General features: G+C 29.7%; 25 protein-coding genes. 18 read left to right on the top strand and 7 right to left on the bottom strand.

From position 1 onward, the window contains the following. Nucleotides 1-10: 10 nt before the first annotated feature. The 5 genes from gatD to HN587_00805 all read right to left on the bottom strand — a co-directional run bounded on the left by gatD (nt 11) and on the right by HN587_00805 (nt 5735). Nucleotides 11-1306 (bottom strand): Glu-tRNA(Gln) amidotransferase subunit GatD, encoded by a 1296-nt coding sequence (gatD, locus tag HN587_00825; GenBank protein ID MBT7902376.1) that lies wholly within the window; start codon nt 1304-1306, stop codon nt 11-13. Nucleotides 1307-1412: 106 nt separating this feature from the next. Beyond that, entirely contained in the window at nt 1413-2159 is a 747-nt protein-coding gene (locus tag HN587_00820) for a Nif3-like dinuclear metal center hexameric protein (protein MBT7902375.1), read from the bottom strand. Between the two features lie 78 nt (nt 2160-2237). Next, nucleotides 2238-2777: a hypothetical protein gene (locus tag HN587_00815; GenBank protein MBT7902374.1), complete on the bottom strand. Its 540-nt coding sequence runs from the start codon at nt 2775-2777 to the stop codon at nt 2238-2240. Between the two features lie 159 nt (nt 2778-2936). Then, nucleotides 2937-5225 carry a CDC48 family AAA ATPase gene (locus HN587_00810; protein MBT7902373.1) on the bottom strand — a complete coding sequence of 763 codons (2289 nt, stop codon included), beginning with the start codon at nt 5223-5225 and terminating at the stop codon, nt 2937-2939. Nucleotides 5226-5324: 99 nt separating this feature from the next. Continuing rightward, on the bottom strand, nt 5325-5735 hold the full coding sequence (locus HN587_00805) for a hypothetical protein (protein ID MBT7902372.1): 411 nt from the start codon (nt 5733-5735) through the stop codon (nt 5325-5327). A gap of 416 nt (nt 5736-6151) precedes the next feature. Between HN587_00805 and HN587_00800 the strand changes: the two genes are divergently transcribed. The 13 genes from HN587_00800 to HN587_00740 all read left to right on the top strand — a co-directional run bounded on the left by HN587_00800 (nt 6152) and on the right by HN587_00740 (nt 16320). Continuing rightward, on the top strand, nt 6152-7096 hold the full coding sequence (locus HN587_00800) for a deoxyhypusine synthase family protein (GenBank protein MBT7902371.1): 945 nt from the start codon (nt 6152-6154) through the stop codon (nt 7094-7096). Then, the gene (locus HN587_00795) at nt 7089-8150 is read left to right on the top strand and encodes a decarboxylase (protein MBT7902370.1); all 1062 of its coding nucleotides are present in this window, start codon (nt 7089-7091) and stop codon (nt 8148-8150) included. The genes HN587_00800 and HN587_00795 overlap by 8 nt, the downstream gene beginning before the upstream one ends. Before the next feature lie 89 nt (nt 8151-8239). Next, nucleotides 8240-9034 (top strand): TatD family hydrolase, encoded by a 795-nt coding sequence (locus tag HN587_00790; protein MBT7902369.1) that lies wholly within the window; start codon nt 8240-8242, stop codon nt 9032-9034. 80 nt (nt 9035-9114) lie between these two features. Then, nucleotides 9115-9543, top strand: a complete 429-nt coding sequence (locus HN587_00785) for a hypothetical protein (protein ID MBT7902368.1) — start codon at nt 9115-9117, stop codon at nt 9541-9543. Nucleotides 9544-9670: 127 nt separating this feature from the next. Continuing rightward, complete coding sequence (locus HN587_00780; GenBank protein MBT7902367.1) at nt 9671-10867, top strand: radical SAM protein; 1197 nt, start codon at nt 9671-9673, stop codon at nt 10865-10867. A 64-nt stretch (nt 10868-10931) separates the two neighbouring features. After that, nucleotides 10932-12188: a hypothetical protein gene (locus HN587_00775; protein MBT7902366.1), complete on the top strand. Its 1257-nt coding sequence runs from the start codon at nt 10932-10934 to the stop codon at nt 12186-12188. Between the two features lie 4 nt (nt 12189-12192). Next, nucleotides 12193-12567: a hypothetical protein gene (locus HN587_00770; protein ID MBT7902365.1), complete on the top strand. Its 375-nt coding sequence runs from the start codon at nt 12193-12195 to the stop codon at nt 12565-12567. Between the two features lie 49 nt (nt 12568-12616). Continuing rightward, nucleotides 12617-13060: a hypothetical protein gene (locus HN587_00765; protein MBT7902364.1), complete on the top strand. Its 444-nt coding sequence runs from the start codon at nt 12617-12619 to the stop codon at nt 13058-13060. 14 nt (nt 13061-13074) lie between these two features. After that, entirely contained in the window at nt 13075-13566 is a 492-nt protein-coding gene (locus HN587_00760; protein ID MBT7902363.1) for an NUDIX domain-containing protein, read from the top strand. Between the two features lie 149 nt (nt 13567-13715). Beyond that, nucleotides 13716-14156 (top strand): archease, encoded by a 441-nt coding sequence (locus HN587_00755; GenBank protein MBT7902362.1) that lies wholly within the window; start codon nt 13716-13718, stop codon nt 14154-14156. A 122-nt stretch (nt 14157-14278) separates the two neighbouring features. After that, nucleotides 14279-14524, top strand: a complete 246-nt coding sequence (locus tag HN587_00750; protein MBT7902361.1) for a hypothetical protein — start codon at nt 14279-14281, stop codon at nt 14522-14524. Nucleotides 14525-14555: 31 nt separating this feature from the next. After that, a complete protein-coding gene (locus HN587_00745) occupies nt 14556-15626 on the top strand; it encodes a HesA/MoeB/ThiF family protein (protein MBT7902360.1) in 1071 nt (356 codons plus the stop codon). 28 nt (nt 15627-15654) lie between these two features. Beyond that, nucleotides 15655-16320 carry a hypothetical protein gene (locus HN587_00740; GenBank protein MBT7902359.1) on the top strand — a complete coding sequence of 222 codons (666 nt, stop codon included), beginning with the start codon at nt 15655-15657 and terminating at the stop codon, nt 16318-16320. A 2-nt stretch (nt 16321-16322) separates the two neighbouring features. Here the strand turns inward: HN587_00740 and HN587_00735 are convergent, their stop codons facing one another. Further along, on the bottom strand, nt 16323-16856 hold the full coding sequence (locus HN587_00735; GenBank protein MBT7902358.1) for a response regulator: 534 nt from the start codon (nt 16854-16856) through the stop codon (nt 16323-16325). Nucleotides 16857-17252: 396 nt separating this feature from the next. Here HN587_00735 and HN587_00730 point away from each other — a divergent pair, with 396 nt between their 5' ends. Beyond that, nucleotides 17253-17471 (top strand): hypothetical protein, encoded by a 219-nt coding sequence (locus HN587_00730; protein MBT7902357.1) that lies wholly within the window; start codon nt 17253-17255, stop codon nt 17469-17471. Between the two features lie 39 nt (nt 17472-17510). Here the strand turns inward: HN587_00730 and HN587_00725 are convergent, their stop codons facing one another. Then, nucleotides 17511-18461: a phosphate uptake regulator PhoU gene (locus HN587_00725; protein MBT7902356.1), complete on the bottom strand. Its 951-nt coding sequence runs from the start codon at nt 18459-18461 to the stop codon at nt 17511-17513. Between the two features lie 135 nt (nt 18462-18596). On the opposite strand from HN587_00725, the gene HN587_00720 reads away from it, so the two are divergent. From HN587_00720 to HN587_00705, 4 genes are all read left to right on the top strand, one after another. Beyond that, nucleotides 18597-18740, top strand: a complete 144-nt coding sequence (locus HN587_00720; GenBank protein ID MBT7902355.1) for a hypothetical protein — start codon at nt 18597-18599, stop codon at nt 18738-18740. A gap of 696 nt (nt 18741-19436) precedes the next feature. Continuing rightward, complete coding sequence (locus HN587_00715) at nt 19437-19973, top strand: hypothetical protein (protein ID MBT7902354.1); 537 nt, start codon at nt 19437-19439, stop codon at nt 19971-19973. 27 nt (nt 19974-20000) lie between these two features. Beyond that, on the top strand, nt 20001-21596 hold the full coding sequence (locus tag HN587_00710) for a hypothetical protein (protein MBT7902353.1): 1596 nt from the start codon (nt 20001-20003) through the stop codon (nt 21594-21596). Nucleotides 21597-21603: 7 nt separating this feature from the next. Continuing rightward, nucleotides 21604-23565: a hypothetical protein gene (locus tag HN587_00705; GenBank protein MBT7902352.1), complete on the top strand. Its 1962-nt coding sequence runs from the start codon at nt 21604-21606 to the stop codon at nt 23563-23565. Nucleotide 23566: the final 1 nt, after the last annotated feature.

Below are 23566 nucleotides of genomic sequence, written 5' to 3'. Positions count from 1 at the left end.
CTCAATATTTTTAATTAAGGTAACTTCTCTCATCTATAATTGGATTAATTTCTCCAGAAACATTAGTTAACATTTGTTTTTTAATTTCTGCTATTTCTTTTGTGTGTCCTAAAACCCAACTTAATTTAACATAAGCAGTTTCAGGAATCATATCTTCTACAAAAATACAATTTAATTGCATAGATAATTTTCTAAGATTAGTATAAACAAATGGGTGTGTTCGACCGTATAATGTTTGTGATGCAATAACTACTGGAATTCCTTCTTGGCGTGCACGTTCAAGTTTAGGTATTAATGATAATTCTTTGTTTACTGTAGGAATGTGGCCTAGTGCAGTTGCGCTTAGAACAAGTCCTTTGTAACCTTTATCTATGTAAAAATCAATAATGTCTCTATCCATTCCAGGATAAACTTGAATGAGTGCTACTTTAGGTTCAAATTTTGTATCTGGCACGACTTCAAAATCTGATCTGGATCTAAATGTATTATTAGTTATTTCGATTTTTTTATTTGGCCAAACTTTTGCAAAAGGAATATCATTTATTGGTCTAAATGCATCTCTTCGTGAAGTATGCATTTTTCTTACTTTAGTTCCTCGATTAAGGATGCAATAATCATCACTACTAGTTCCATGTAAACAAGAAACAACTTCTGCACCCGAAAAATTACTTGCAGCAATTGTTGAACATATAAGATTCATGTATGCATCACTTGAGCCTCTATCAATACTTCTTTGGGATGCTGTGAATACTATTGGTTTGTTAAGTTTTGGCAACATAAATGAAAGTGCTGCAGTAGAAAAATGCAATGTGTCTGTTCCTTGAGTTAGAATTACTCCGTCTGCTTCGCTGTTTAATTCTTTTGCAGCAAAAGTTGCCATTTTTTGCCAATCTTTATAATTTAAATCTTCACTCATGACACTCATAACTTTTTGAGCTTTAAAGTTTGCAATATCTAATAATTCTGGACACATATCAATAAGATCTTCGGCAGTATAATCTGCACTAACTCCTCCAGTTCTATAATCAATTTTGGATGAAATGGTTCCACCTGTTGATAATAAAGATACATTATTGAGTTTAGGATTTGGTTTTATATTTTTTTGTTTGATTTGTTTTGGTTTATACTTTGTAATTAATTCAATGGTTTTTATGTTAGAATTTGCAATTCCAATATTGTATCCATTTTCTAATTTGATTACGGTGATATTATCTTCAAGAATGTCTGGGCGAGGCATGAGAATACCTTCAACAGTTCTATCTTTACAAATAACTTTTACGATATCTCCTTGTTCATAATTTGCCATTTTTTTAACCTTGAGTTTTTTTTTTGATGTTTTATTTTGTTTATGATTTTTTTAAAATATTAATTTAGTTAAACTTGTTTAGTTAAATTGATTATGTTCTTTTTAATTATAAATTAGTTGAATTTTCAATAAATTCAGTTTTAATTTTAAATTTATTTTTTAATAAAGGCATTAATGATTTGACTCCAATAGTTTCAGTTGCATAATGTCCTGCGCAAATATAATTAATTTTTTCTTCTTTTGCGGGATGATAAATGACGTGGCTTATTTCTCCTGTAATATACAAATCAACTTTTTCTTTTATTGCGTTAAATAATTCAAAAGTAGCCCCTCCTGAAATTATTGCTAACGTTTTAATTTTATTATCGTTACCTTTTATAACTTGACATTTTGTGTTAATTTTTGTGTTAAGTAAATTAATTATTTTTTTTAATTCTGCGGGTTTTTTAAATTCTCCAATGTAGCCCACATTAAATTCAGATGTAATTTTTGCGTTAAGTAATTTCATAAGATTTGCATTATTACCATATTTGATATGTTTATCAAGTGGAAGGTGTGATGCATATAATGCAATATTATTATCTAAGAGAAATTTTATTTTTTTATAAATTGTTCCAGTTATAGTTTCTTTTTTATTCCAAAAAATTCCATGATGAACAATAATTAAATCACAACCTGCTTTTTTAGCTTTTTTAAAAGTGATAAGATCCGAATCAACAGCAAAACCAATTTTTTTAATTGGAGTGTTAAGATTATTTTGAACTTGTAATCCATTATGTGAATTTTCTTCTACAAATTCATCTGTTTTAAGAGTTTTATCTAAGAATTCTGTGATTTTAATTAAGTCTGCCATAGTAAATAAAAGAGAAAGCTGGTTTATAAATTTTTGGGCGAGAGATATGATTTTTTATTGGTTTTTTGATTTTTTTTATTAATGCATTTTTGGGTTGGGTTCTCTTAAACCTTGCAATACATATTTGTGATTTCGATCATTGCCACTAACAATCCATAGTGCTTCACATAATTGATCAAAATTTTGAGCTAGTTCATCAAATACATATCCTCTTGTATGCGCAATGTTTTGATATGCATTAGATCCCATTGTTACAAAATAATCTATTTTTACTACTCCTTTGTCAAATTTTTGAGGGAAAAAACCGACATGAAACAAAGCAAAATCTCCTATGCTTTTCATCATCCAAAATTTAATTGGAGGAGCCATATTTATCCCTTCTAAATATGCAATTGCTAAAGGTGCGTCGCGATAAACTCCATTTAGTAGTCCTGCGCCAACTTCAATATTTTTTGCATTTACTGCTGACGCTAAAAGATTAACTAAATAAAATTCGGCATGTTCGCTAGGTTGGAATTGTGTAGAACAAAATGCGTCTTGAACTAAGTCTCTAAAATATCCTCTGAGCGCATCATCAATTGTGCCATTTGGACCTATGTCTAATTGTTTTATAGTCATATTTTCTCAACAAAATATTTGAGGTAAATAACTTATAAAAATATTTGGGTAGTCGAAACTAATAATTTAAAAATAGGCATAAATAATTTGATAATTAATAAAAATTTAATTAAATATAAAAAATTAAAGAATTTAATGTTTATTTAGTTAATCTTATTTTTAACCAAAATAAGTCGGAGATTCTTCTTTCATTTGTTTTGCGCGAGCTTCTCTAAAATGACCTTCAAGTTTTTTATATGCATCTTTAATTTCTGCAGTTACTGAAGGAGGGAATTTATTCATAGCTTCATCAAAATCTTTTTTAGTGACTTCTTTTGCATTGATGTCTTTTCGCAAAGCAATAATTGCTGATTCTCTACATATTGCTTCAATATCTGCGCCCACATAACCATCTGTTGCGTCTGCAAGTTTTTCAATCTTAACTTGCTTTCCAAGAGGCATTTTTTCAGTATGTACTTTAAAAATTGCAGTTCTTGCGGTTTTATCTGGAACATCGGCTAAAATTATTCGGTCAAATCTTCCTGGACGAAGAAGTGCAGTGTCCATTATGTCTGGTCGATTTGTTGCTGCAATAACTACTACATTATGCATTGATTTTAAACCATCAATTTCAGTTAACATTTGATTTACAACTCTTTCAGTCACTCTAGAATCGGAACTAGCGTTTCTTCTAGGCGCAATAGAATCAATTTCATCAAAGAAAATAATTGAAGGACTTGTTTGACGAGCTTTTTCAAAAATCTTTCGAATACCTCGTTCAGACTCTCCAACCCATTTACTAAGAAGTTCTGGACCATTAATTAAAATAAAATTAGCTTGAGACTCAGTAGCTACTGCTTTTGCAAGAAGGGTTTTACCCGTTCCAGGAGGTCCAAAAAGTAAAATTCCTCGAGGAGGTCTAACTCCGAGTCTTGTAAAAACTTCGGGAGTTTTTAGAGGCCATTCCACTGCCTCTTTTAATTCTTGTTTAACGCTATCTAGGCCCCCAATATCGTCCCATTTAATATTTGGACTTTCAATTAAAACTTCTCTCATCGCACTTGGATGAACAACTTTTAATGCTTCAAAGAAATCTTCTTGATGAATTCTTAATTTTTCTAACATTTCAGAGGGGATTGCGGATTCTTTTTCTAATTGAAGATCTGGCAATATTTTTCTTAAAACAATCATTGCAGATTCTTTTGCGAGTGAAGATAAATCAGCACCAACAAAACCGTGAGTTATTTCTGATACTTTTTCTAATTGAACATTTTCTGCAAGAGGCATGTTTCTTGTATGAATTTTTAAAATTTCTAGTCGTCCGTCTTTGTCGGGGACGCCTATATCAACTTCGCGATCAAATCTTCCTGGTCTACGAAGTGCAGGATCAATAGCATTTGGAATATTTGTTGCTGCAATTACCACAACTTTACCTCTACTTTGTAGTCCATCCATTGATGCAAGAAGTTGAGCTACAACACGACGTTCAACTTCGCCTTTAGTTTCTTCTCTTTTTGGTGCTATTGCATCTATTTCATCAATAAAAATAATTGAAGGAGCATTTTTTTGAGCTTCTTCAAATTTCTTTCTTAAGTTTTCTTCTGATTGTCCATAAAATTTAGACATGATTTCCGGACCATTAATTAAAAAGAAATTAGATTGAGTTTCTGCTGCTACTGCTTTTGCAAGTAGAGTTTTACCTGTTCCTGGAGGACCATGAAGAAGAACTCCTTTTGGTGCTTCAATACCTAATCTTTCAAAAATTTCAGGATGTTTTAGAGGAAGTTCAACCATTTCACGAATTTTTTTAACTTCTTCTTTAAGACCACCAATATCTTCGTAATTAACTTCTGGAGCTTTTTCAATTTCTTTAAGTTCAACTGCTTCTGGATTAAACATGACCTCTGTTGTTGAAGAAATAAGAACAGCACCTACTGGATCAGTATCTGCTACAATAAATTTGACATCTGCTAGACCAAAACCCATCATATTTTCATCTAACATATTGAACACTTCTTCGAAAGGACTATTAGTCATTGTTCTTTTACGACGAGTAGTTCCGCCTAAAGAAACAATATCTCCTTTAAGTGTTGCTCTGCCAACTAAGCCTTGTTTGAAAAGTTCTGGAGGTGCACGAATCATAATTCCTTTTCGTGCTGGAGCAATAATTACTTTTTTTGCAGGTTTAACGTCAGCTTTTCTTACTTGAATAACTTCGCCAAGTCCGGTTTTAGAATTTCTTCTGATAAGACCATCCATTCGAATAATTCTTAAGCCGATGTCTCCGGGATATGCGCGATCAACAATTGCTGCGGTTTTTCGTCCACCTTCAATCTCGACGATATCTCCTGGTCGAACACCAATCTCGTGCATAACTGTAGAATCAATTCTAACTATCCCTTTATTAACATCATCTTGGATAGCTTCACCTACTTTTAGATTAATTTCTGGCATTCTAGGTTTCTCCATAACAAACCCTCCGACTAACTTTTTTTAATAACAAATATGATTGTTAAAAATAATAAAAAAATTTTAAAAAATTCTTTTTGAAAGCTTTTTTAGATAATCTTACTTTTTAACTTCCACTTTAGGCATTCTAATTGGTGGAGGTAAGTTAACTGTGCTACTTAAGATTAAAGATTGAACATTAGCTTTATCTAAAACGTTGTTTAGAATAACTGCCATTAAATCTTCTTTAACTTTTTTATCTTTTCCCCATGATTCTACGGTTTCTGCAACTAGTGCTTCATCTCCGATGAATAAAACTGAGCCTTCAAGACTAATTTTTGCAAAATCTGGTTCATAGCTACTTTCATAATTAAATGTAAATTTAAGACCTGGAGTTTTGTTTGCTCCAACTACTAAATCGCTACGTTCTACATTTGTTAATTTAACATTGTTCTTAATGTTTACTTCTCCCTTTAAAGGAGCTGTTTTGTCAACATTGATCTTACTGAACTCAAATCCGACAACTGCCATTAATATCACCTTTTAATATCTTTAATAATGATTATGTGCCCTTTAAATACTTTTACATATAGTTTTAAGGCAATGAAACTGATTGGCCAATTATTTATAAATATTATGAATTGAAAATAGATAGTTTTAAAAATAGTTTGTCTCTTAAGGGGGATAAGGTTGTGAAATACATGGTTTCAGATTGTTTAAACTTAAAATCAAGAAATTTTCAAAATTTAGTAAAATTAAATAGTTAAAGTTAATTCTAATTGTATTTTTATTCAAGCATCAAACAGTTTTTGTGTGTGTTTTTAGTTTATTGTTGTTTGTTGTTGTTATGATTATTATGGGTTATGTTTCAAATTTAAATTAAAGTTAAATTAAAGTTAAATCAAAATTAAATCAAAGTTATTAAGAATTTATTAAGGTGATAAGAAATGGAATTTGTAAAAGACTTCAAATGGACTCCGGGAATGACTGTAAAAGAATTAGTTGAATTATACAGGCAAGTCGGATTTCAAAGTATTGAACTTAAAAAAAGTGCAGATGTAATAGTTAAAATGAAAAAAAATTCTGCAAAAATATTTTTGACATTTACATCAAACATGGTAACTTCTGGATTGAGAGGATTATTCGCTCAATTAATTAAATTAAAAATGGCAGATGTGATAGTTACAACTGTTGGAGGGATTGAAGAAGATATTATGAAATCATTTGGAGAAAAATTTGTTATTGGAAGTTTTAATAGTGATGATGTGGAGTTACATGAACAAGGAATAAACCGAGTTGGAAATTTACATATTAAAACTGAAAGTTATACTAATTTTGAAGATAGAATTTTACCAATGTTGGACAAATTGTACCAAAAGAAAAAAAGATGGGCGGTATCTGAATTATTTAGGGAAATTGGTTTAATGCTTGACGATGAAAACTCTATTTTATATCAAGCTGCAAAAAATAATGTTTCTATTTTTTGTCCTGCAATAACTGATGGGGCATTTGGATTTCATTTATATTTATTTCAACAAAAACATAAAGATTTTATTGTGGATGTTGTTAAAGATTTTGGGAATATTTTATTATCTACAAGTTTTGATGAGAAAAAAGGAGTTATTGCTTTAGGTGGATCAATTAGCAAACATCACGCAATACTTTGTACATTATTAAATGGAGGAGCAGAATATGCGGTTTATATGACTACTGCACATAAAACTTCAGGAAGTATGAGTGGAGCCACAACTGATGAAGCAAAATCTTGGGGTAAAGTAAAAGATGATAGTGATGTCTCGACTGTGATTGGGGATGTATCGATAACTTTTCCATTGGCAATTATTAGTGCACTTGAACAATTAAAAGAAGAAGGTTTGATAAAAAATGAGTGAATTATTAACTAAACAAATACCTCGATTTGAAATTTCACAATCAAAAGTTTTAGAACAATACGCAAAAATAAAAAATATTTGTGAATTAATTTCTTACAGTTCAAAAACAAATTCGTTAGTTGGTGAAATTTTAGAAAAAGAAACTGATTGTATGTTTAGTGTACATTTAAAAAATGAATTACGAAATGTTTCAGATAAGTCAAGAGTTCTTTTTTTAGCGCAAGGTTGGTCAAGTTTGGATGTATCTGAATTAGTAGCTTTCGGAGTTACTCGATTTGTTGTCGATAACGTGCCTGACTTAGATGTTTTAGAAAAATATTTAGAACAAAATGATGTTTGTGTTGATGTGTTTCTTCGTTTGAAACTTAAAGAAAGATCATTAAAAACTGAGCGATATTTTGTGTTTGGATTTGAGTCAGAAACTATTAATTCTAGATTAAAATTGCTTGCTAAATTTAAACAAACGGGAAAAATTAAAAATTTAGGAATTCATTTTCATAGAAAAACACAAAACATGTCTGAATGGAGTTTGCAATACGAATTAGAACAAACCATAGAACCTGAAGTTTTAAATTTAATTGATTTTGTTAATATTGGAGGGGGAATTCCATCTGAATATGCAAATACTAATGTTGATGTAATTAAATCAGTTTTTAGTAAAATTTCTGATTTGCAAGATTGGTTTTCTAAATTTAATATTAAAATGATTGTTGAGCCGGGACGATTTATTTGTGCGCCTGCCGGTAAGTTATTTACAAAAATACTGAGGATATATGAAAAAAATATAATTGTTAATATCTCAGTTTACAATACTGATTTGGATGCTTTAATTGTTCCTGTAAAATTATTAGTTGAAGGAGAACTTCAAAAAGGTGAGGGAGCTGCATATGTTATTAAAGGATTAACTCCATGTTCGATGGATCTTTTTAGATATAGAGTTTATTTGAATAATCCTTGCGAAGGAGATGAACTCATTTTTATTAATTCGGGGGCATATAATTTTACTACTAATTTTTGTGAATTGAGAGAAGTTTCTACAATTATTGTGGATTAAATTTATTAAGCAGAAGAGTTTAAAATAATTAGAAGAGTTTAAATTTAGTAAAATAATTTAAATTAAGTAGAAGGATTTAAAATGATAAAATGGTCGATGTAAACGATATAAACTATCCTATTGTTGATGTGCATGCACATTTAGATCATCCTTTAATTAAAGATATTGAGGGAGTGATTAAACGAGCAAAAGCTTTTGGTGTCAAAAAAATAATTACTAATGGGCTTAATTATCAAACAAATAGGCTTTCTTTAGATCTCGCTAAAAAATATGATATCGTAGAAGCAGCACTTGGAATATATCCTCCTGATGCTTTAGAAAAAGAAGTAGAAGAAGATGGATCTGATATAGAATTACAACCATTTAATATTGATGATGAATTAAAGTTTATTAAAAAACAAAAACCTATTGCTCTTGGAGAGATTGGTCTTGAATATAAATACGGAACTGATTTTGAAGCTCAAAAATTATTGTTTAGAAAGTTTATTGATCTTGGTGCAAAATTAAAAGTTCCTTTGATTATTCATTCTAGAAAAGCAGAACAAAATGTTATTGATATTTTAGAATCAGCTAATGCTAAAAAGGTAGTGTTACATTGTTTTTGTGGTAAACATAAATTAGTTAAACGTGCAGCAGAAAACGGATGGCATTTTTCTATACCTACAAATGTACTTCGAAGTCAACATTTTCAAAAAGTAGTAGAAATAGTTGGGATTAATCAATTATTAACCGAAACTGATGCACCTTACTTAAGTCCAGTACCTGGAACCATAAATGAACCGTCATTTATTGTTGGAAGTATTAAAAAAATAGCTGAAATAAAGAAAATGACTGAACAAGAAACTGCAAATAATATATTTAAGAATTATTTGCAATTGTTTTGATTTAATTTTTGATTTTTGTTTTAGTTTATTAATGTTTACCAATAACTTTTTAAAAGTTTATGTGTTATTAAATTTTTAAGATGGCGAAGGAAGATTTAGATTTAGTAGCTAGAATTGGAGCTCCAGTTATTCCAATCGAAGCAGTTAGTAATGTTTCAGTTGATGGTTGCATAATTAGTTTAGACATTGATTTGTATCCTGGAACTGAAGTTGATCATGTAAGATCGATAAGTGTTGTTGCAGATCAAATGGCCGCGGATTTAGCAGGAAAGTTAGGCAAATTAGGAAATTCTGGTTCTAAATATGTTCGCAGAGGATTTCCGACAGGAAATATGCAAATTTTGTACCGAGAACTTGAAGGAGTATCTGAAGAATCCTATCCAGTAATATTTTCTGTGACTCATTTAAGGGAACCTAGAACTCAATTAAAATTAATGGGGTTTGGTGGCGAAGTTGAGGGAGTATTAGTAAATGATGTTTTAGCAGCATACGTTTCACACTTTGTTTAAATTTTGAGTGTAGATTAATTTTGAGTTGGTTTAAATTTTATTTATTTTATTTATTTTAATATTTTTTTATGTTATTTCTTGAATAAATTAATTAGATTTAAATATTTTAAGAAGATATTGTGGTATGATGGTTAATAAAAAGGATATTAGTTGTAAAAAACAATTGTTACGGGGTATAAAACTCACAAAATATCACTCTAAAAATATTGGTAAGTTACCTAAAGGTTGCAGACAATGTGTGCGCGGAGAAAAAACTGTTCTGTTTATTACTGGACTTTGTTCTAAACGATGTTTTTTTTGTCCAATTTCTGATAAGAAAAAAAATAAAGATGTAATTTATGCTAATGAAAAGCCAATTAAATTATTTAGTGAACTTGCAGAAGAAATAATGCTTTGTGATTCTAAAGGTGTTGGTATTACTGGAGGGGATCCTTTAGTTAAACTTTCGCGTACTGTTGAGTGGATTTCACTTTTAAAAAAAGAATTTGGATCAAAATTTCACGTTCATTTGTATACTCCATTAGTTTTAGTAAGTGAAGATAGTTTAAAAAAATTATGTTTAGCAGGACTTGATGAGATTCGATTTCATCCTGATTTAGATAATGATATTTTTTGGGAGCAAATTATAATTGCGAAAAAGTTTGATTGGAAAGTTGGAGTTGAAATTCCTGCCATACCTGGAAAATTAGCTGCAACTAAAAAATTGGTTAAATTCATATCTGATAAAATTGATTTTTTAAATATTAATGAATTAGAATTAAGTGATACTAATGCAAGTAAATTGACTGCGCAAGGGTTTAGTGCAAAAGATAATATTAGTTATGGTGTTAAAGGTAGCGAATCTGATGCGGTTAAATTACTCAATTACTGTTTAAAATTAAATTTAGAGTCTCAATTAGATGTTCATTATTGTACAACTACGCTGAAGGATAAAGTGCAATTAGCAAAAAGAATTAAAAAAAGAGCAAATAATATTAAAAAAGAATATGATTATGTTGATTCGGATGGAACATTAATTCGAGGTGCGATTTATTTAGCTGAATTAAAACCTGCAGTTCATTATTTGCATAAATTAGAATCATTATCCACATTGAAAAAACAAGAATTATTAAAAAAATTAGTTGAAATGCGAAAATTTTTGATGAAAAAATATAAAATACCATTTTCGCTTATAGAAGTTGATACTGAAAAAATTAGAATATTAACTACTCTGACAGTTGTTGAAGAATTAAGTTTTCCGTTAAAAGAAAAAGAATTAATGCCTGCAATAGTTCAAGAATATCCTACTTGGGATGCAATGCAACTCGATGTTCAATTTTTGTGATTTATGTTTTAATATTTTGAAATAGTTTAATATATTTTAATATATTTATGATTAATAATCCTTTATGAAATTTTTAATGCAAAATAAAAGAGGTATAACTCAAACAGATTGGGTAATAAGTTTGGGGATTTTCTTAGTTTATCTTTTCTGGTTTTTTGTTTTTATTACTCCTTTTATGTCTACAGAAAGAAATACGGATACAGTACTTCAAATTGTTCAAGATAATTTAGAAAAAGAAATATTTCAGATTCATTATAGTCTTCCAATTTATTTTCATGAAAATGTGAGTAATTCTTATGAACCAATAATTTTAGATAATTATCCTGGAATAAATTCTACAAATGCCGTTTTTAATAGTGGATACTATGAAGTTGACGAAAACAGATTATTGTTTTTAGCAAATACGTCAAGGCATAGTTATGATTTAGTTTGGCCAATATATTCAGGCAAACTAAAACAACCTTCGAGTGTTAAACCTATGGTGTCGGGAGATACAGTAAATTCTGGTGGCATGAGTGTGCGTTTTGAAAATCATCAGTTTTATAGTATTTTTTATAAAGATGCATTGCGAGTGCAGGGGTTGGGGATATGGGTTGATGGGTATGAAGATGAGGTAGTTACTGGCGTACGAGGAAATACAAGTTTAGTGTTTAAAGAAACTAGATTCGGTGAACTTATGGATGCTGATTTTTACATCTTTGGAAAAAATAGTCGTATTTATAGTTTCATTAACGTTACAGATTATAAAATTCATGATTTAACATTTGCATTTAATCTTCATAATTATACTCGGGTTTATCAAGAAGGTTTGCCAGGACAATTAATTGATTATGAAATTGAAATTTGTCGAGAATTTGAAGGAGATAATATTCATTTTTCAGATGCAACAACTGGTTTAAGTTTTTTCTTGGGTGTAAATTCAACCTTTTTAGTTTGCGCAAATCAAACTCAACTCAATATAACCATTGATTTTGAATTAGTAAATGAAACTTGGTTTAATATATTTTTACATCAATTAAATGGGGAAATTGTTAATTATCCTATTGTGCCTTATTATGGAATGAAATCTCAACAATATTTAATTTCAAAACAAAAAGTAGAACAATTAGCAGGCTTTACCTATCCTGAATTAAAATCATTATTTGGATATCCTGCAAAACGAGATTTTAATATTTCATTTGAAGGAGATTATTACACAAAATCTATTGGTATTCCTATAACTGAAATGTATACTGATATTTATTCAAAAAAATTAAATAAAAAATCATTTAATGATGATTTAACAATGGAAGATTTTGTTGTTAATATGAGAATTTGGTGAAATGATGAGATTTTGTTTTAATAATAAAAAAGCGTATGTAAGAACATTAGAAGCATTCTTAGCATTTTTTTTAACATTTGCATTTTTAGTTTTTATTATTTATGGTGGGCCTCAACTTAAAATTGGGCTTGAAGAATTAAATGTTTTGCATGATTTAGAACCTGACCCTGAATTTAGAACGTGTGTTGAGGCGATGAATTCAAGTTGCGTGAGTGATTTAGTTGATTTACAAATAGCAAAATATGAATTTGAAGTAACTATTAATGAATTGCAACCATTTGCTAATAATTATGATACTCGTGTTGAACAATTATTTTTTGTTGGAAACCAATCAAGAGATTTTAAGATTGTTAAATTATATTATTGGAATCCAGGATAAATATTTAAATAATTAAATTATGATTAAAATTTAAGTAAGGTTAAATAAAATGAAAATTGAAATTAATACCGAAAATGAAACAAAAGCGCATTTAGAACATTTAGCAAATATGTTGCTTGCAATTGCAGGGAAAAAAGATGAGTCTATTAGTAATAATAGTAGTGAAGGCGCAATTGTTTCTAATACTAGCAATGAAGGATTTTTTAATATATTTGGAGATGATTCTGTATCTCAAATGCAATCAGAGGGTGTTCAAAATAGTTTGACTGAACAAAATAGTTTGACTGAACAAAATAGTTTGACTGAACAAAATAGTTTGACTGAACAAAATAGTTTGGCTGAACAAAATAGTTCTGAAAAAGCACAGCCTCAATCAATGTTTAATATGTTTAATGATAATTCGGAATCTATTGCTGAAATTAATTCTTTAGAATCAATACCTGTGATTGAGAAAAAAGAAGAACTGAGTGAACCCAAACTTGAATTTTACTAATTGAGTATAAGAAAATGGAAAATTATCCAAATAAATTGCTAATAGATTGTTTTTTAAAAGTTGGAAATAAATATTTATTAGTGAGACGAAAAAAAACTGAAAAATGGTTTCCAGGTAGTTATGGAAGTTTATGGCGAGAAGTCGAGGATAAAAAAAATCCCAAAGTTGTTTTAACTGAATTATTTTCTGAACTTGGAATTGAAGTTTGCGAAAGTAATGTTGAATTAAAAGCAATCGCTACAAATATATTTCATGATTTAAAAGAAATATTTAATGTCTTTTTGTTTGTTGTTGAACTTGAAACTGAAATAACTATTAAATCTGTTCCTGAAGGAGATAAAATTAAATGGTTTGATTATGAGCAAATGATGAGTTCTGATTCTAAATTATTGGAAGAATACAAAAAAGTGTTACCTTTGATTATAGAAAAAGAAAAAAATGATATTTTGTTTTATTCAACAGAATATGATTTTGATAAAATATTGAGTTTATCTATTTTTGGGTAAAATTGTATTTTGGTTAGCGGGTTGTTTAATTAGGTTGTTTAAATTCTTAGGTTGATTATTGAATTGTTTTTTTTATGTGCAAATAGAGTAATTTCTTATATAATTATAAGAGTAAGCTTTTTAAATGAATGTGCTATTTCTTAGGTATTATGGTAAAAGAAGCTAAAACTGGCCAATCTGGGAGATATGAATTTTTTGATGAAATAACTAGTGATGTAATATTTGAAGCATATGGTAAAGATTTAAAAGAAGTTTTTTCAAATGCTGCGGAAGCCATGTCTACTATGGTGTGCAAACTTGATCAAATAAGTCCAATAAAAGATATAGTAATCGAAGTAGATGGAGATAGTTTAGAAGATTTAATGGTTAACTGGTTATCAGCACTACTTGCATATGTTGATATTGAAGAGATGTTTTTTTCAAAATTTTTAATAGTTGATATTAATGATACTCATCTTAAAGCAATAGTTAGTGGTGAATCAATTACTCCTGAAAAAGGCGAAACGGTAGTTAAAGCAGTAACGTATTATCAATTTAAATTCGAAAAAACTGCTGAAGGTTATATGACTAGAATTAGTTTAGATATTTAATTAGTATTAGTTTTAATATTTAATTAGAATTGTTGTTTTAGATGTGTTGTTGTTTTGAATATTTAATTAATAATTTATTTGTGAATTTAGATTTTAAAATGGAAATTATAATTGCATCATTAATGGGTTTTTTTGGAGGAGTTGTAAGAGCATTAGTCGGAATACTTAAGTCTGATGTTTTAAAAGGTAAAGAAAAAATTAATTGGACAAGATTAATATTTCTTTTACTTGCTTCGGGAATAATTGGTGCATTTGCAGGGCTTTTAATAACAACACAATATGCATTTTTACTTTTAGCAGGTTATGCAGGAGCCGATTTAATTGAAGGAATGTATAAAACTTATCATAACCATAAACTGAAAAAATAATTATAATAAAATAAATTTATTTTAGTGAAATATGGCGCAATCAAGATATTCGAGACAAGAAGTAATACCTCAAATAGGTAAACTTGGACAACAAAAACTTAAACAATCAACAGTTGCAATAGTTGGAGTTGGAGCATTAGGTACAGGTGTTTCTGAATTACTTGCGCGAGCAGGAATTGGAAAACTTATATTAATTGATCATGATGTGGTTGATTTATCAAATTTACAAAGACAACAACTTTTTTTTGAAAAAAATATTGGAAAACCAAAAGCTAGTAGTGCAAAAAAACAACTCGAAAAAATAAATTCTGAAATTGAAATTATTGCATATGATAAACATTTAAATTATGAAACTATTGATTTAATCAAAGCAGATTTTGTAGTTGATTGTACTGATAATTTAGATACTAGATTTTTAATAAATGAATATTGTACCAGAGAACAAATATTTTGGGTTCATGGCGCAGTATTAAAAGAAAAAGGCGTTTTGTATGTTGTATCGCCTATGGGCCCGTGTTTTAATTGTATATTTCCTAATGTGTCTCAGGGGGGCAGTTGTGAAGAATTTGGGATACTTGGAGCTACAACCACAATAATTAGTTCTTTACAAGCAAATGAAATAATAAAATTAATTGTAGGAATTGAACCAGAATCTGCGTTGTTGAGACTTGATGTTTTAAAAAATCAAATTGATAAAATTAAAGTTAAAAAAAATTCAAACTGTGCTGTTTGTAAAGGAAGTTATGTTAGGTTAGAAGGATTGGAAACAGAAATTGAAGGAATAGATTCAAATGATTCTGCGAAAAATTCTTGTAATAACAATTCTTGTATTAATAATGAGCTTGCTAAAAAAGATGAATTTACGATACAAAAATGTAAAACAAAAGCTGGCTGGAGTGCAAAACCCACAAAACAACTTAAACTTAACCTTAATAATATTAAAAAGAAATTTAAACTAATTATGGATACTCCAATTTTAATTGTTATTGAAAAAAAAGGAGAAATCATAGTTCATAATTATGGTGAATTATTATTTAAAGATCTTAAAGATGAACAAGAAATAAAAAAAATTGCTAAAGAAATATATTTAGTTGGCAAATAAATTAATTAAAATTTTGGTTGAAAGTAAAATGGTGAGTGAACAGAAAGTGTTAGAAAAAAATTCAGTTCAAGATACTCGTGCATTAGTTTTGTTAAGTTCGGGAATTGATAGTCCTGTTGCTACGTGGCAAATGAAACAAAAAGGATTTGACTTAATTGGGATTCATTTTTCTAATGAACCATTTACTGATAAAAGTCCTGAAGAAAAAACAATTAAACTTGCCAAACATTTGGGGCTTCGTAAATTGTATGTTATCAAACATGGATTTGTAGTTCAACCTGAACTTATGCGACGTTGTGAGAATAAAATGCGTTGTGTTTTATGTCGTAGAATGATGTTTAGAATTTCAGAACAAATCGCGAAAAAAGAGGACTGTGAATTTTTAGTAACTGGTGAGAATTTAGCTCAAGTGGCATCGCAAACATTACAAAATATGACTGTTGCTGAAAGCGCAACCAATTTAGTTATTTTAAGACCGTTATTGTGTTATGATAAAATAGAAATAATTAATATTGCAAAAGAAATAGGAACTTATGAAACTAGTATTGAAGCTAGTATGTGTTGTAATGCAGTTCCTAAGAATCCTATTACTAAAAGTAAAATTGAACAATTAGAACGAGAAGAACAAAAACTCGATCTTTCTAACATGCTAGAATTGGCAATAAAAGATGCAAAAATAATAGAATTAAAATAATTTTAGTTATAATTTCTCGGAGGATTTAGGTCTTTTGTAATAGGCTGATGATATCTTTCTGCGCCTGTTTGGACTCTTGTAGTGGGACCTGGATGTAGTTGTACCAATCCTTGAGCTTGAACTTGTGCGGGGTAAAACTGTTCTGCTTTGCCAGTTAAATGACTTAAAAGCATTGCTCTTGTAATATATCCCTTTGTAATTATTGGGATTGCTCTCCCATTCATTTCGGTTGCAGCTTCATCAGGGGTTCCTGTACAAACATAAATTGGAGTTTTTATTCCTGCTGCTTCGCAATATTGAATTACATCAAGACCTGTTCCTTGTGGCATTTTCCAGTCAAGGAGAATGTGATCTGGAACTTCTTCTTGGAGTGATTGAATTGCTTCTTGAGGTGATGCTGCAGTTCTTATGTTATATCTTCCTTCTAAATATACTGAGTGTAATTCTCTAATTGCGTCATCATCATCTACTACTAGAACGGTTTCTACTCTTGCTTCTAGTGGTATGTCTATTGCTGTTCCTGCTTGTCTACTCATAAAATCACCTTCGCCTATCTTAATTAATTGTAAAATTATTTCCTATTTTTTTATTAAATATTTTATTAGTCTCAACACTAATTTTTGTTTGGAAGCTCATAGAATTTTCAGGGGGTATTTAAGGCTTTAGTATTGGGGGTGAGTATTTAAATGAATTTTTGCTTTGAATCATATTTTTTTAGTATTTTTGTGTGATTTTTGGCTGATTTTGTGTGGTTAGTTTTGTGATTGATTTGAGTTGTTTGTCTTTTTTTTGTGATTTTGGTTGTTTTTTGGGAGTTTTTGGTATTGTTTGCTTAATTGTGCAACTACTTGTTTGTTTTTTGTCATGAAATAATTAAGTGTTTTACAAGTGTATAACCTATTAATAGTATGAATTAGTTTGAGGGGAATTTAATGGAATGTGAATTGAGAATGAGATTAAATAATATTCGTAAGAAATATAATTTAATTTCTTGTGTGGGTATTGAAGAAAGAGGCAAATTAAAACTTGAATTAGTGAGTGATATAAAACGTAATTGCTCAGAAATTGATCTAGTTATGGATGACTTGCATAAACTGTTTAATTTATCTAATGACTATGAAATAAATTTCAAATATGTTCAAGCTTGTTAATTAGTCAAATAATTGAATTGTTAATTCTCTTGGGTTTGATTATGGTAAGAATCTAACTAATTTAGTTATGTCAATTAAATGAGATGTCATACCTTTAAACTTGCCTGATATTTCTGAGTTTACAATATTTCTATTGGTTATAAAATATTTATCACATTCGATGAATATTTTTTTACGATTAGCTGAAAAATTATCTGAACCGTTCAAATCTTTTTTGTAAAATAGAGTTAGGCAATTAGTATATCCTTTATACATTGTATCAATTAATGATTGTAATTGTTTTTTGTTAATGCTTTTAGGATTTTCTCCTATGTTTCTTGCAATTCTTTTAGTTTCATCGCCCATTTTTTCTAAGTGAAATACTAGCTGCCAATGGGATACTGCTTCTAAATCTGTTAAGTCTAAACTTTTCATAACATCTGGGTGGTGGAATGCAGATTTTAAAATTTTGAAAACTAAAAATGATAGTCTATTAACTTCTTCATCTCTCTCAATTATTACGTCGTGGGTAATTTCTCTTTTGATTAAACTTTGTAAATCGAGTAACATTGCTCTTACGATATTATCGATTCTTCTAATTAAATCTTTAATTGAAATGTTGTGTACGTCTAGAAAACTACGTGCAACCACTTTTGTTAAACTTTCTTCAACAACTTCTAGTGCGGGGAGTGACGACACAATTTTTTTGATTTCTTTTATTTGTTTATGAATATTAGTTCCTTTGATTATGAATCTTTGAAATTCAGTTAAATAAACTGAAACTATTTCTCTATAAATTGAATGTCCTGATTTGCCATCAATGTTTATTACTACTTCAGTTCTTATTTGTTCTTTATTATTTGGGTCAAGTTTGATTGATAATTCATTATCGGGAGTTTCTGTGATGTATATCATATCTCCTTTTTTTAGGTGATTTTTGTCAATCCAATCTTTTGGTAGTGCTACGGTGTATGATGAGAGACCTGATTTGACTAATTTACGGATATTCATAATTGTTATTAAGCAATACTTATTTATAAGCCTTTGTATATACAGAACGTGTTTTATATTCTAAATATACATTAGTAATATATTGCTGATACGTCTTATTAATATTGTAACAAATAAGTTGCGGACAAGATTAAAATGAAAAAAAAATGGAAATACCAAAAAAAATTGTTTGATTCTAGACGACATGGGTTTAATATTAAAGAAACAATAGGACTCATTTTAAATTCAGATGAATCAGGTTATTTTGAGTTTCCTAAAGATTTGAAATATTTAGATTAAATTAATTGGTGTTTTATTTGCGCAACAATAAAATAAATAGTTATTGTTAAACTTGATATGGAGATAAAAAAAGTTAGGGTGGCATAAAGAATTAATTTTAGAAATAAATTTAAGAATTACTTTAATAAATTATTTTTAATAATTATTTTAAGAAATTAGTTTAAATCAAAATAAATAATCTTCAAAAATATTTGCTTAATTAAATTAATTAATTAGTTTAGTCATATATATTCACATCATATCATACTTATGGGCTTTAAAAATTTTTAATTGTAGTTTTTTTAGTTTAATTTATTTGCGCAATCTTTCAACCAACTAAGGGGGAAATAACATATAATACTGGATTGTGTTTAAATAAATAATCTGGAGTAAATATTTAGTAGAATAACATATCCTGTGTTGAGATATTTATTCGTGTTGGGAGTTTTTTTACAATCGAGACTATTGCTTTAATTAGCGTTAGCTTTGTAAATTAGCTTTGTAATTTAGGTTTGCGAATTATTGTTTTAATTAGCGTTAGCTTTGTAATTTAGGTTTACAATTATATTTTAATATTTTTTAAATCAAATTTTTTAAACCCTCAATTTTGAAAATTACAGAGAATCAATTCATCAAACTTAGCGATAGCTCTATAGTTAATTGAGGAAAATTAAAAATAAAATTTGCCGACGGGCTCAAAACGTAGAGGAATAAAAAATGGGAAGTTACGACACATCTGAAAGTTATACTCCGAGACGGAGTTTTTCTGGAGGTTCTGGCGGAGAATCAAGCAGGGGAAGTTCGCGACCAAGTGTTCCATTAAGAACATCTGCGGCACCACCAACAACAAGCAGCGAACCTGCGTTAAATCAATATGATCCAGATTTACCAACCATTGTTGCTTTAGGTGGAGGACTTACACCTTCTAGAATTGTAAAAAAACTACCTGATGAAGTAAAAACTGGAAAACTAATTGATGCAGTAAATTACTTAATTAAAGATGAGGTTTTGGCAACAAAAGAAGAAATTGCAGTTGCAGAAGCAGTAAAAGAAAGAATGCAAGCGCCAGACTACAGGGCAATCATTAATGAATTTTACAACTATCATAACGAGCGATTGCAAACTGATGAATTAAGCACTTACTTGCAAGAAAAAGATAGACAAACTGAAGCAGGATCAACAAAAATAAATTTCTGCGACATAGCAATTGTATCGCACGATGAAGGGGGTAGGAGCCTCGAAGAAAGGGTCTGAATCATTTTAAAATGAGCGGTGCATAAAATGACTATTCCGACCCCATATTTATTTCAACTCGAGACACCTCTTTTGTTATTTGGAAATAGGTTGTATCAAGCAGGAAATTTGACTGAACGTGATTCTAATTTTATTAGAATTGGACAAACAAATTATGGTTTGGAAGAAATTTCTTCACCTGCCAGTCTCGAGGAATTATTTTTTTCTCACCATGCTTCATTTTTTCATTCTTTGAAAGAATCATATGTTGAACAAACACTTAGAACTGAATTTTTATCTCGAGAAGCAGTAGAACAACAATTAGAACAAAATAAAATATTGTCTTTGATAGTTAATAATGTTTTGCCAGTAATTACTTCTGTTCAACTTAATGCACAAATAGACCAGGCAATTGATTCAGGTGAACGCTCAGATCCATCGCAACAAACTGAGGAAAATTTGTCTGCCCGAAACTTGCGAGATTTAGTCGGGGTTGGAACAGGCACCGCAAGACTGAACCGAGCACAACAAAGAGATGTCGAACAACAAGCAGAAAGAATACGTCAAGAATTAATGCAACAAATTAATTCAGATTATGCAAGATATTCTGGAGCTGAAACTAGTAGTCAAAACATAGATTTAGATGCACTAATCTCGCAAGCAATGGGTGGCAGATTACCTTCTTCTGATCGATTGTTGACACAAATAGGGAGGAGAACTAATGGTCTTAATAGTATTTTAACAACTGAACTTGTTCCTGGAATGAATTTTCTTATGGTTGAAGATGGCCTATATGAGTTATTAACTGTAAAAGAATATTTAGGTGAATTTAGAGATAAAATGGCTCCTGATTTTTTTTCAAGAGTGCAAAGATTGAGAGAGGATCAAACTCCTGAAGAAGTCAATGAATTTATTGGAAATAATATTGGTCATATCGAACATAAAGTAAGAAGTAAAATTAAAAATAAATTAAGAAGTTTGATGTTAAATTTTGGTGGAACCTTTTTTATCCCATTATATGTTGAAGACAATTCTCAAGTTAAAGAAAATTATCAAAAATTACTTGAAAAACATGTTAAGCTTGATGCTATTAGAGATTCAGGTTTTCAATCAAGACAACTAGCACAAGTTGCGGAAGAAAAAAGAAATCTTGAACAAATAGCAAATTTAAGAAATTATGAAAAAAATGGCGCAGGTTTTGAATTAGTTAATGGAGTCTATTATGTTTACATTACAACTCCATCTTATGTTTTAAGAAGTCCGCATAATGGAAATTATTACAAATTTCCTCCTGGAAAAGTAGGAGTTACAATTACTCTGGATGGTAGATATCGACGATCAGATCAATTTAAAGTTTCTAATCCAATTATCATGAACAGTTATGAACATCCATTTTTATCTGGATCTGGTTCGCAACAAACATTGTGTATGGGTGCGTACAATACTGATCGAGCAAGACGGCTTTCACCTGAACAATGTGTTTTAACTTTACTTACCAAAGCACAAGAAACTTTGATGATGGGTTATCGAACTGGAAATAATCCTTATCGGAGATTAGGTGATTCTCAATTTGGTCATAAAAAAGTTTCTGATTCAACAGTTAGGAGACAAAAATTAATTTGTTTAAATGATTTTAGAAGGTGAAAATAAAATGGGAGAAGTAGATTTGAAAATTGATGAACTCCTCGCACAAGGGGAAGTACCAAATCAACAATCACAAATAAATTCTTTACAAATAACTCAAGGTGCATTTAATAAAATGATGACTTATGCTAAAGTTGTTTCTCGAGTTGCAGGAGGAGGAATGGAATGCTACGGGTATTTATTGAAGAAAAAAAATGCACTTGATGATTTGATTGTAGATATTTTATTTGCAGAAGATCAACAAGCAGTTTCAACATATGTAAGAGTTACTGAAGAAGGAGTTTATAGTGCATCACAAACAATAGAGCCCTTAGGATATGAAATAATTGGTTGGTGGCATAGTCATGGATCTATGAGTCCGTTTCATTCAGGAACTGATGAGCGAAATTTTCTTAATGTGCTTCATTCAATTGCGCCAAGAACTCTTTATAAAAATGAAGAAGGTAATTTTAGGATTGATAGGGAAAATAAAACGATTGTTATGGGGGAATACACTTTATCTGGTTTTGATGTTGATGATTTCAAAAAAATAAATCCTCAAGTAATCAAAAAAGCAGAACGAGATCCCTTAGCGTTTAGCATTGTGGTTAATCAATATGGGCAATATTATCGTGAAAAAATAACTAAAACATTTGATTCACTTAATAGACGTTTCAGAGTTAATTCTCCAACTCAGCCAGTAGTTGAAGTTTTATCAGTTGAGGATGATGTTGAATTTAATGTGTCTGATATTGAAAAAGATGCAAGGCGTAAAATAGTTTTTGGAATTGGTCGAAATGGGGGTGGTTATGGAAATAGATTTGGATCTGGGGGGAGAAAATATTCTTCGAATGAGTTTGATGATGACTTCTCGGATGATTCTGATGAAGAAACCGGATGGTTTGGATTTTTAAAACGGAAAAAAGATCCGTACAAAACAATTACCCAAAAGTTTGATCGTGCATCTCAAAAATATCATGACTGCAAAGGTAAACATAGAAAAGGTGTTAAAAAATTTAAAAAAGGAAATCCTATTGTTCCTTTTCAAGCTTTAAAAATAATTGCTGATGCGGGAAACTTACAAGAAGTTGCAGGGGAGGATTTTGAAGAACAATCAGATAAAGTTTATGAATATTTGAGTGGATTTGATTCTAAAAAATTAAATTCAGAAAATGCTTATTTGAGTTTTGGTGAATTAAATGCATTGTTGTGTGTTCAGTTTATGGTTGATTTTAATTCAGTTGTTCAAAAATCTGAAAAAACTAAAACTGAGTTACAAGACGAATTAGTTGAACAATATCAACAAAAAGCAAATGATTTACAAACAAGATTTGATGTTGTTGAGGAAGGAATTAAAGCAATGACTAATTACTCGATGGAATTGTTTGCAGATTATGGTTGTGAAAAAGGGCATTCCTACCGAAAATTAGTTTTTAATTTTCTTAGTCGTTGTGCGGGGGGAGATTTAGCAGAAGCGGGAGTTAATCCTGGATCTTTAGAATCAGTTTTAAATAAGTTAGAAACTCCTGTGGATGCAAATGGGAAATTAATATTGAGAGAAGATAAATATAATATTATTACTAAACTAACAAATTACTTTGTTCAAGATTTAACTTCTTGTATTCAACAAGTTTTAAGTGAAAATGAACAGGGATTATATCGATTCTTAGAACAATTTCCCGCGGTATTTTATCAGACACCTGAAATTGCAGATGAGTTTATTGAACAAAAATTAATTCCTCTTTTTGATTCAAAATTTGTTGGTAGTACAGATGAAAATTTAAGAATTGAACAACAAAAAAAATATCAAGATAGTTCTTATGTTGTAACTCCAGTTTGTGAAGAAACTTTATCTTCTGAGATTGAACCAAATTCTTCTAGTGCTGCGAGTCCATTTAAATCATTACTTAGAAAATATTTCCAAAATAATTCTGGTGCTGGAAATTCAGATGTGGGATCTAGTGCTAAATTAGTGGGGGGGGGAACTTAGG

The organism is Candidatus Woesearchaeota archaeon (assembly GCA_018675335.1).
Taxonomy (GTDB): Archaea; Nanobdellota; Nanobdellia; order Woesearchaeales; family UBA11576; genus JABJCP01.
The sequence above is the reverse complement of the archived record's forward strand: the minus strand, read 5'-3'. Positions and strand labels throughout refer to the sequence as shown.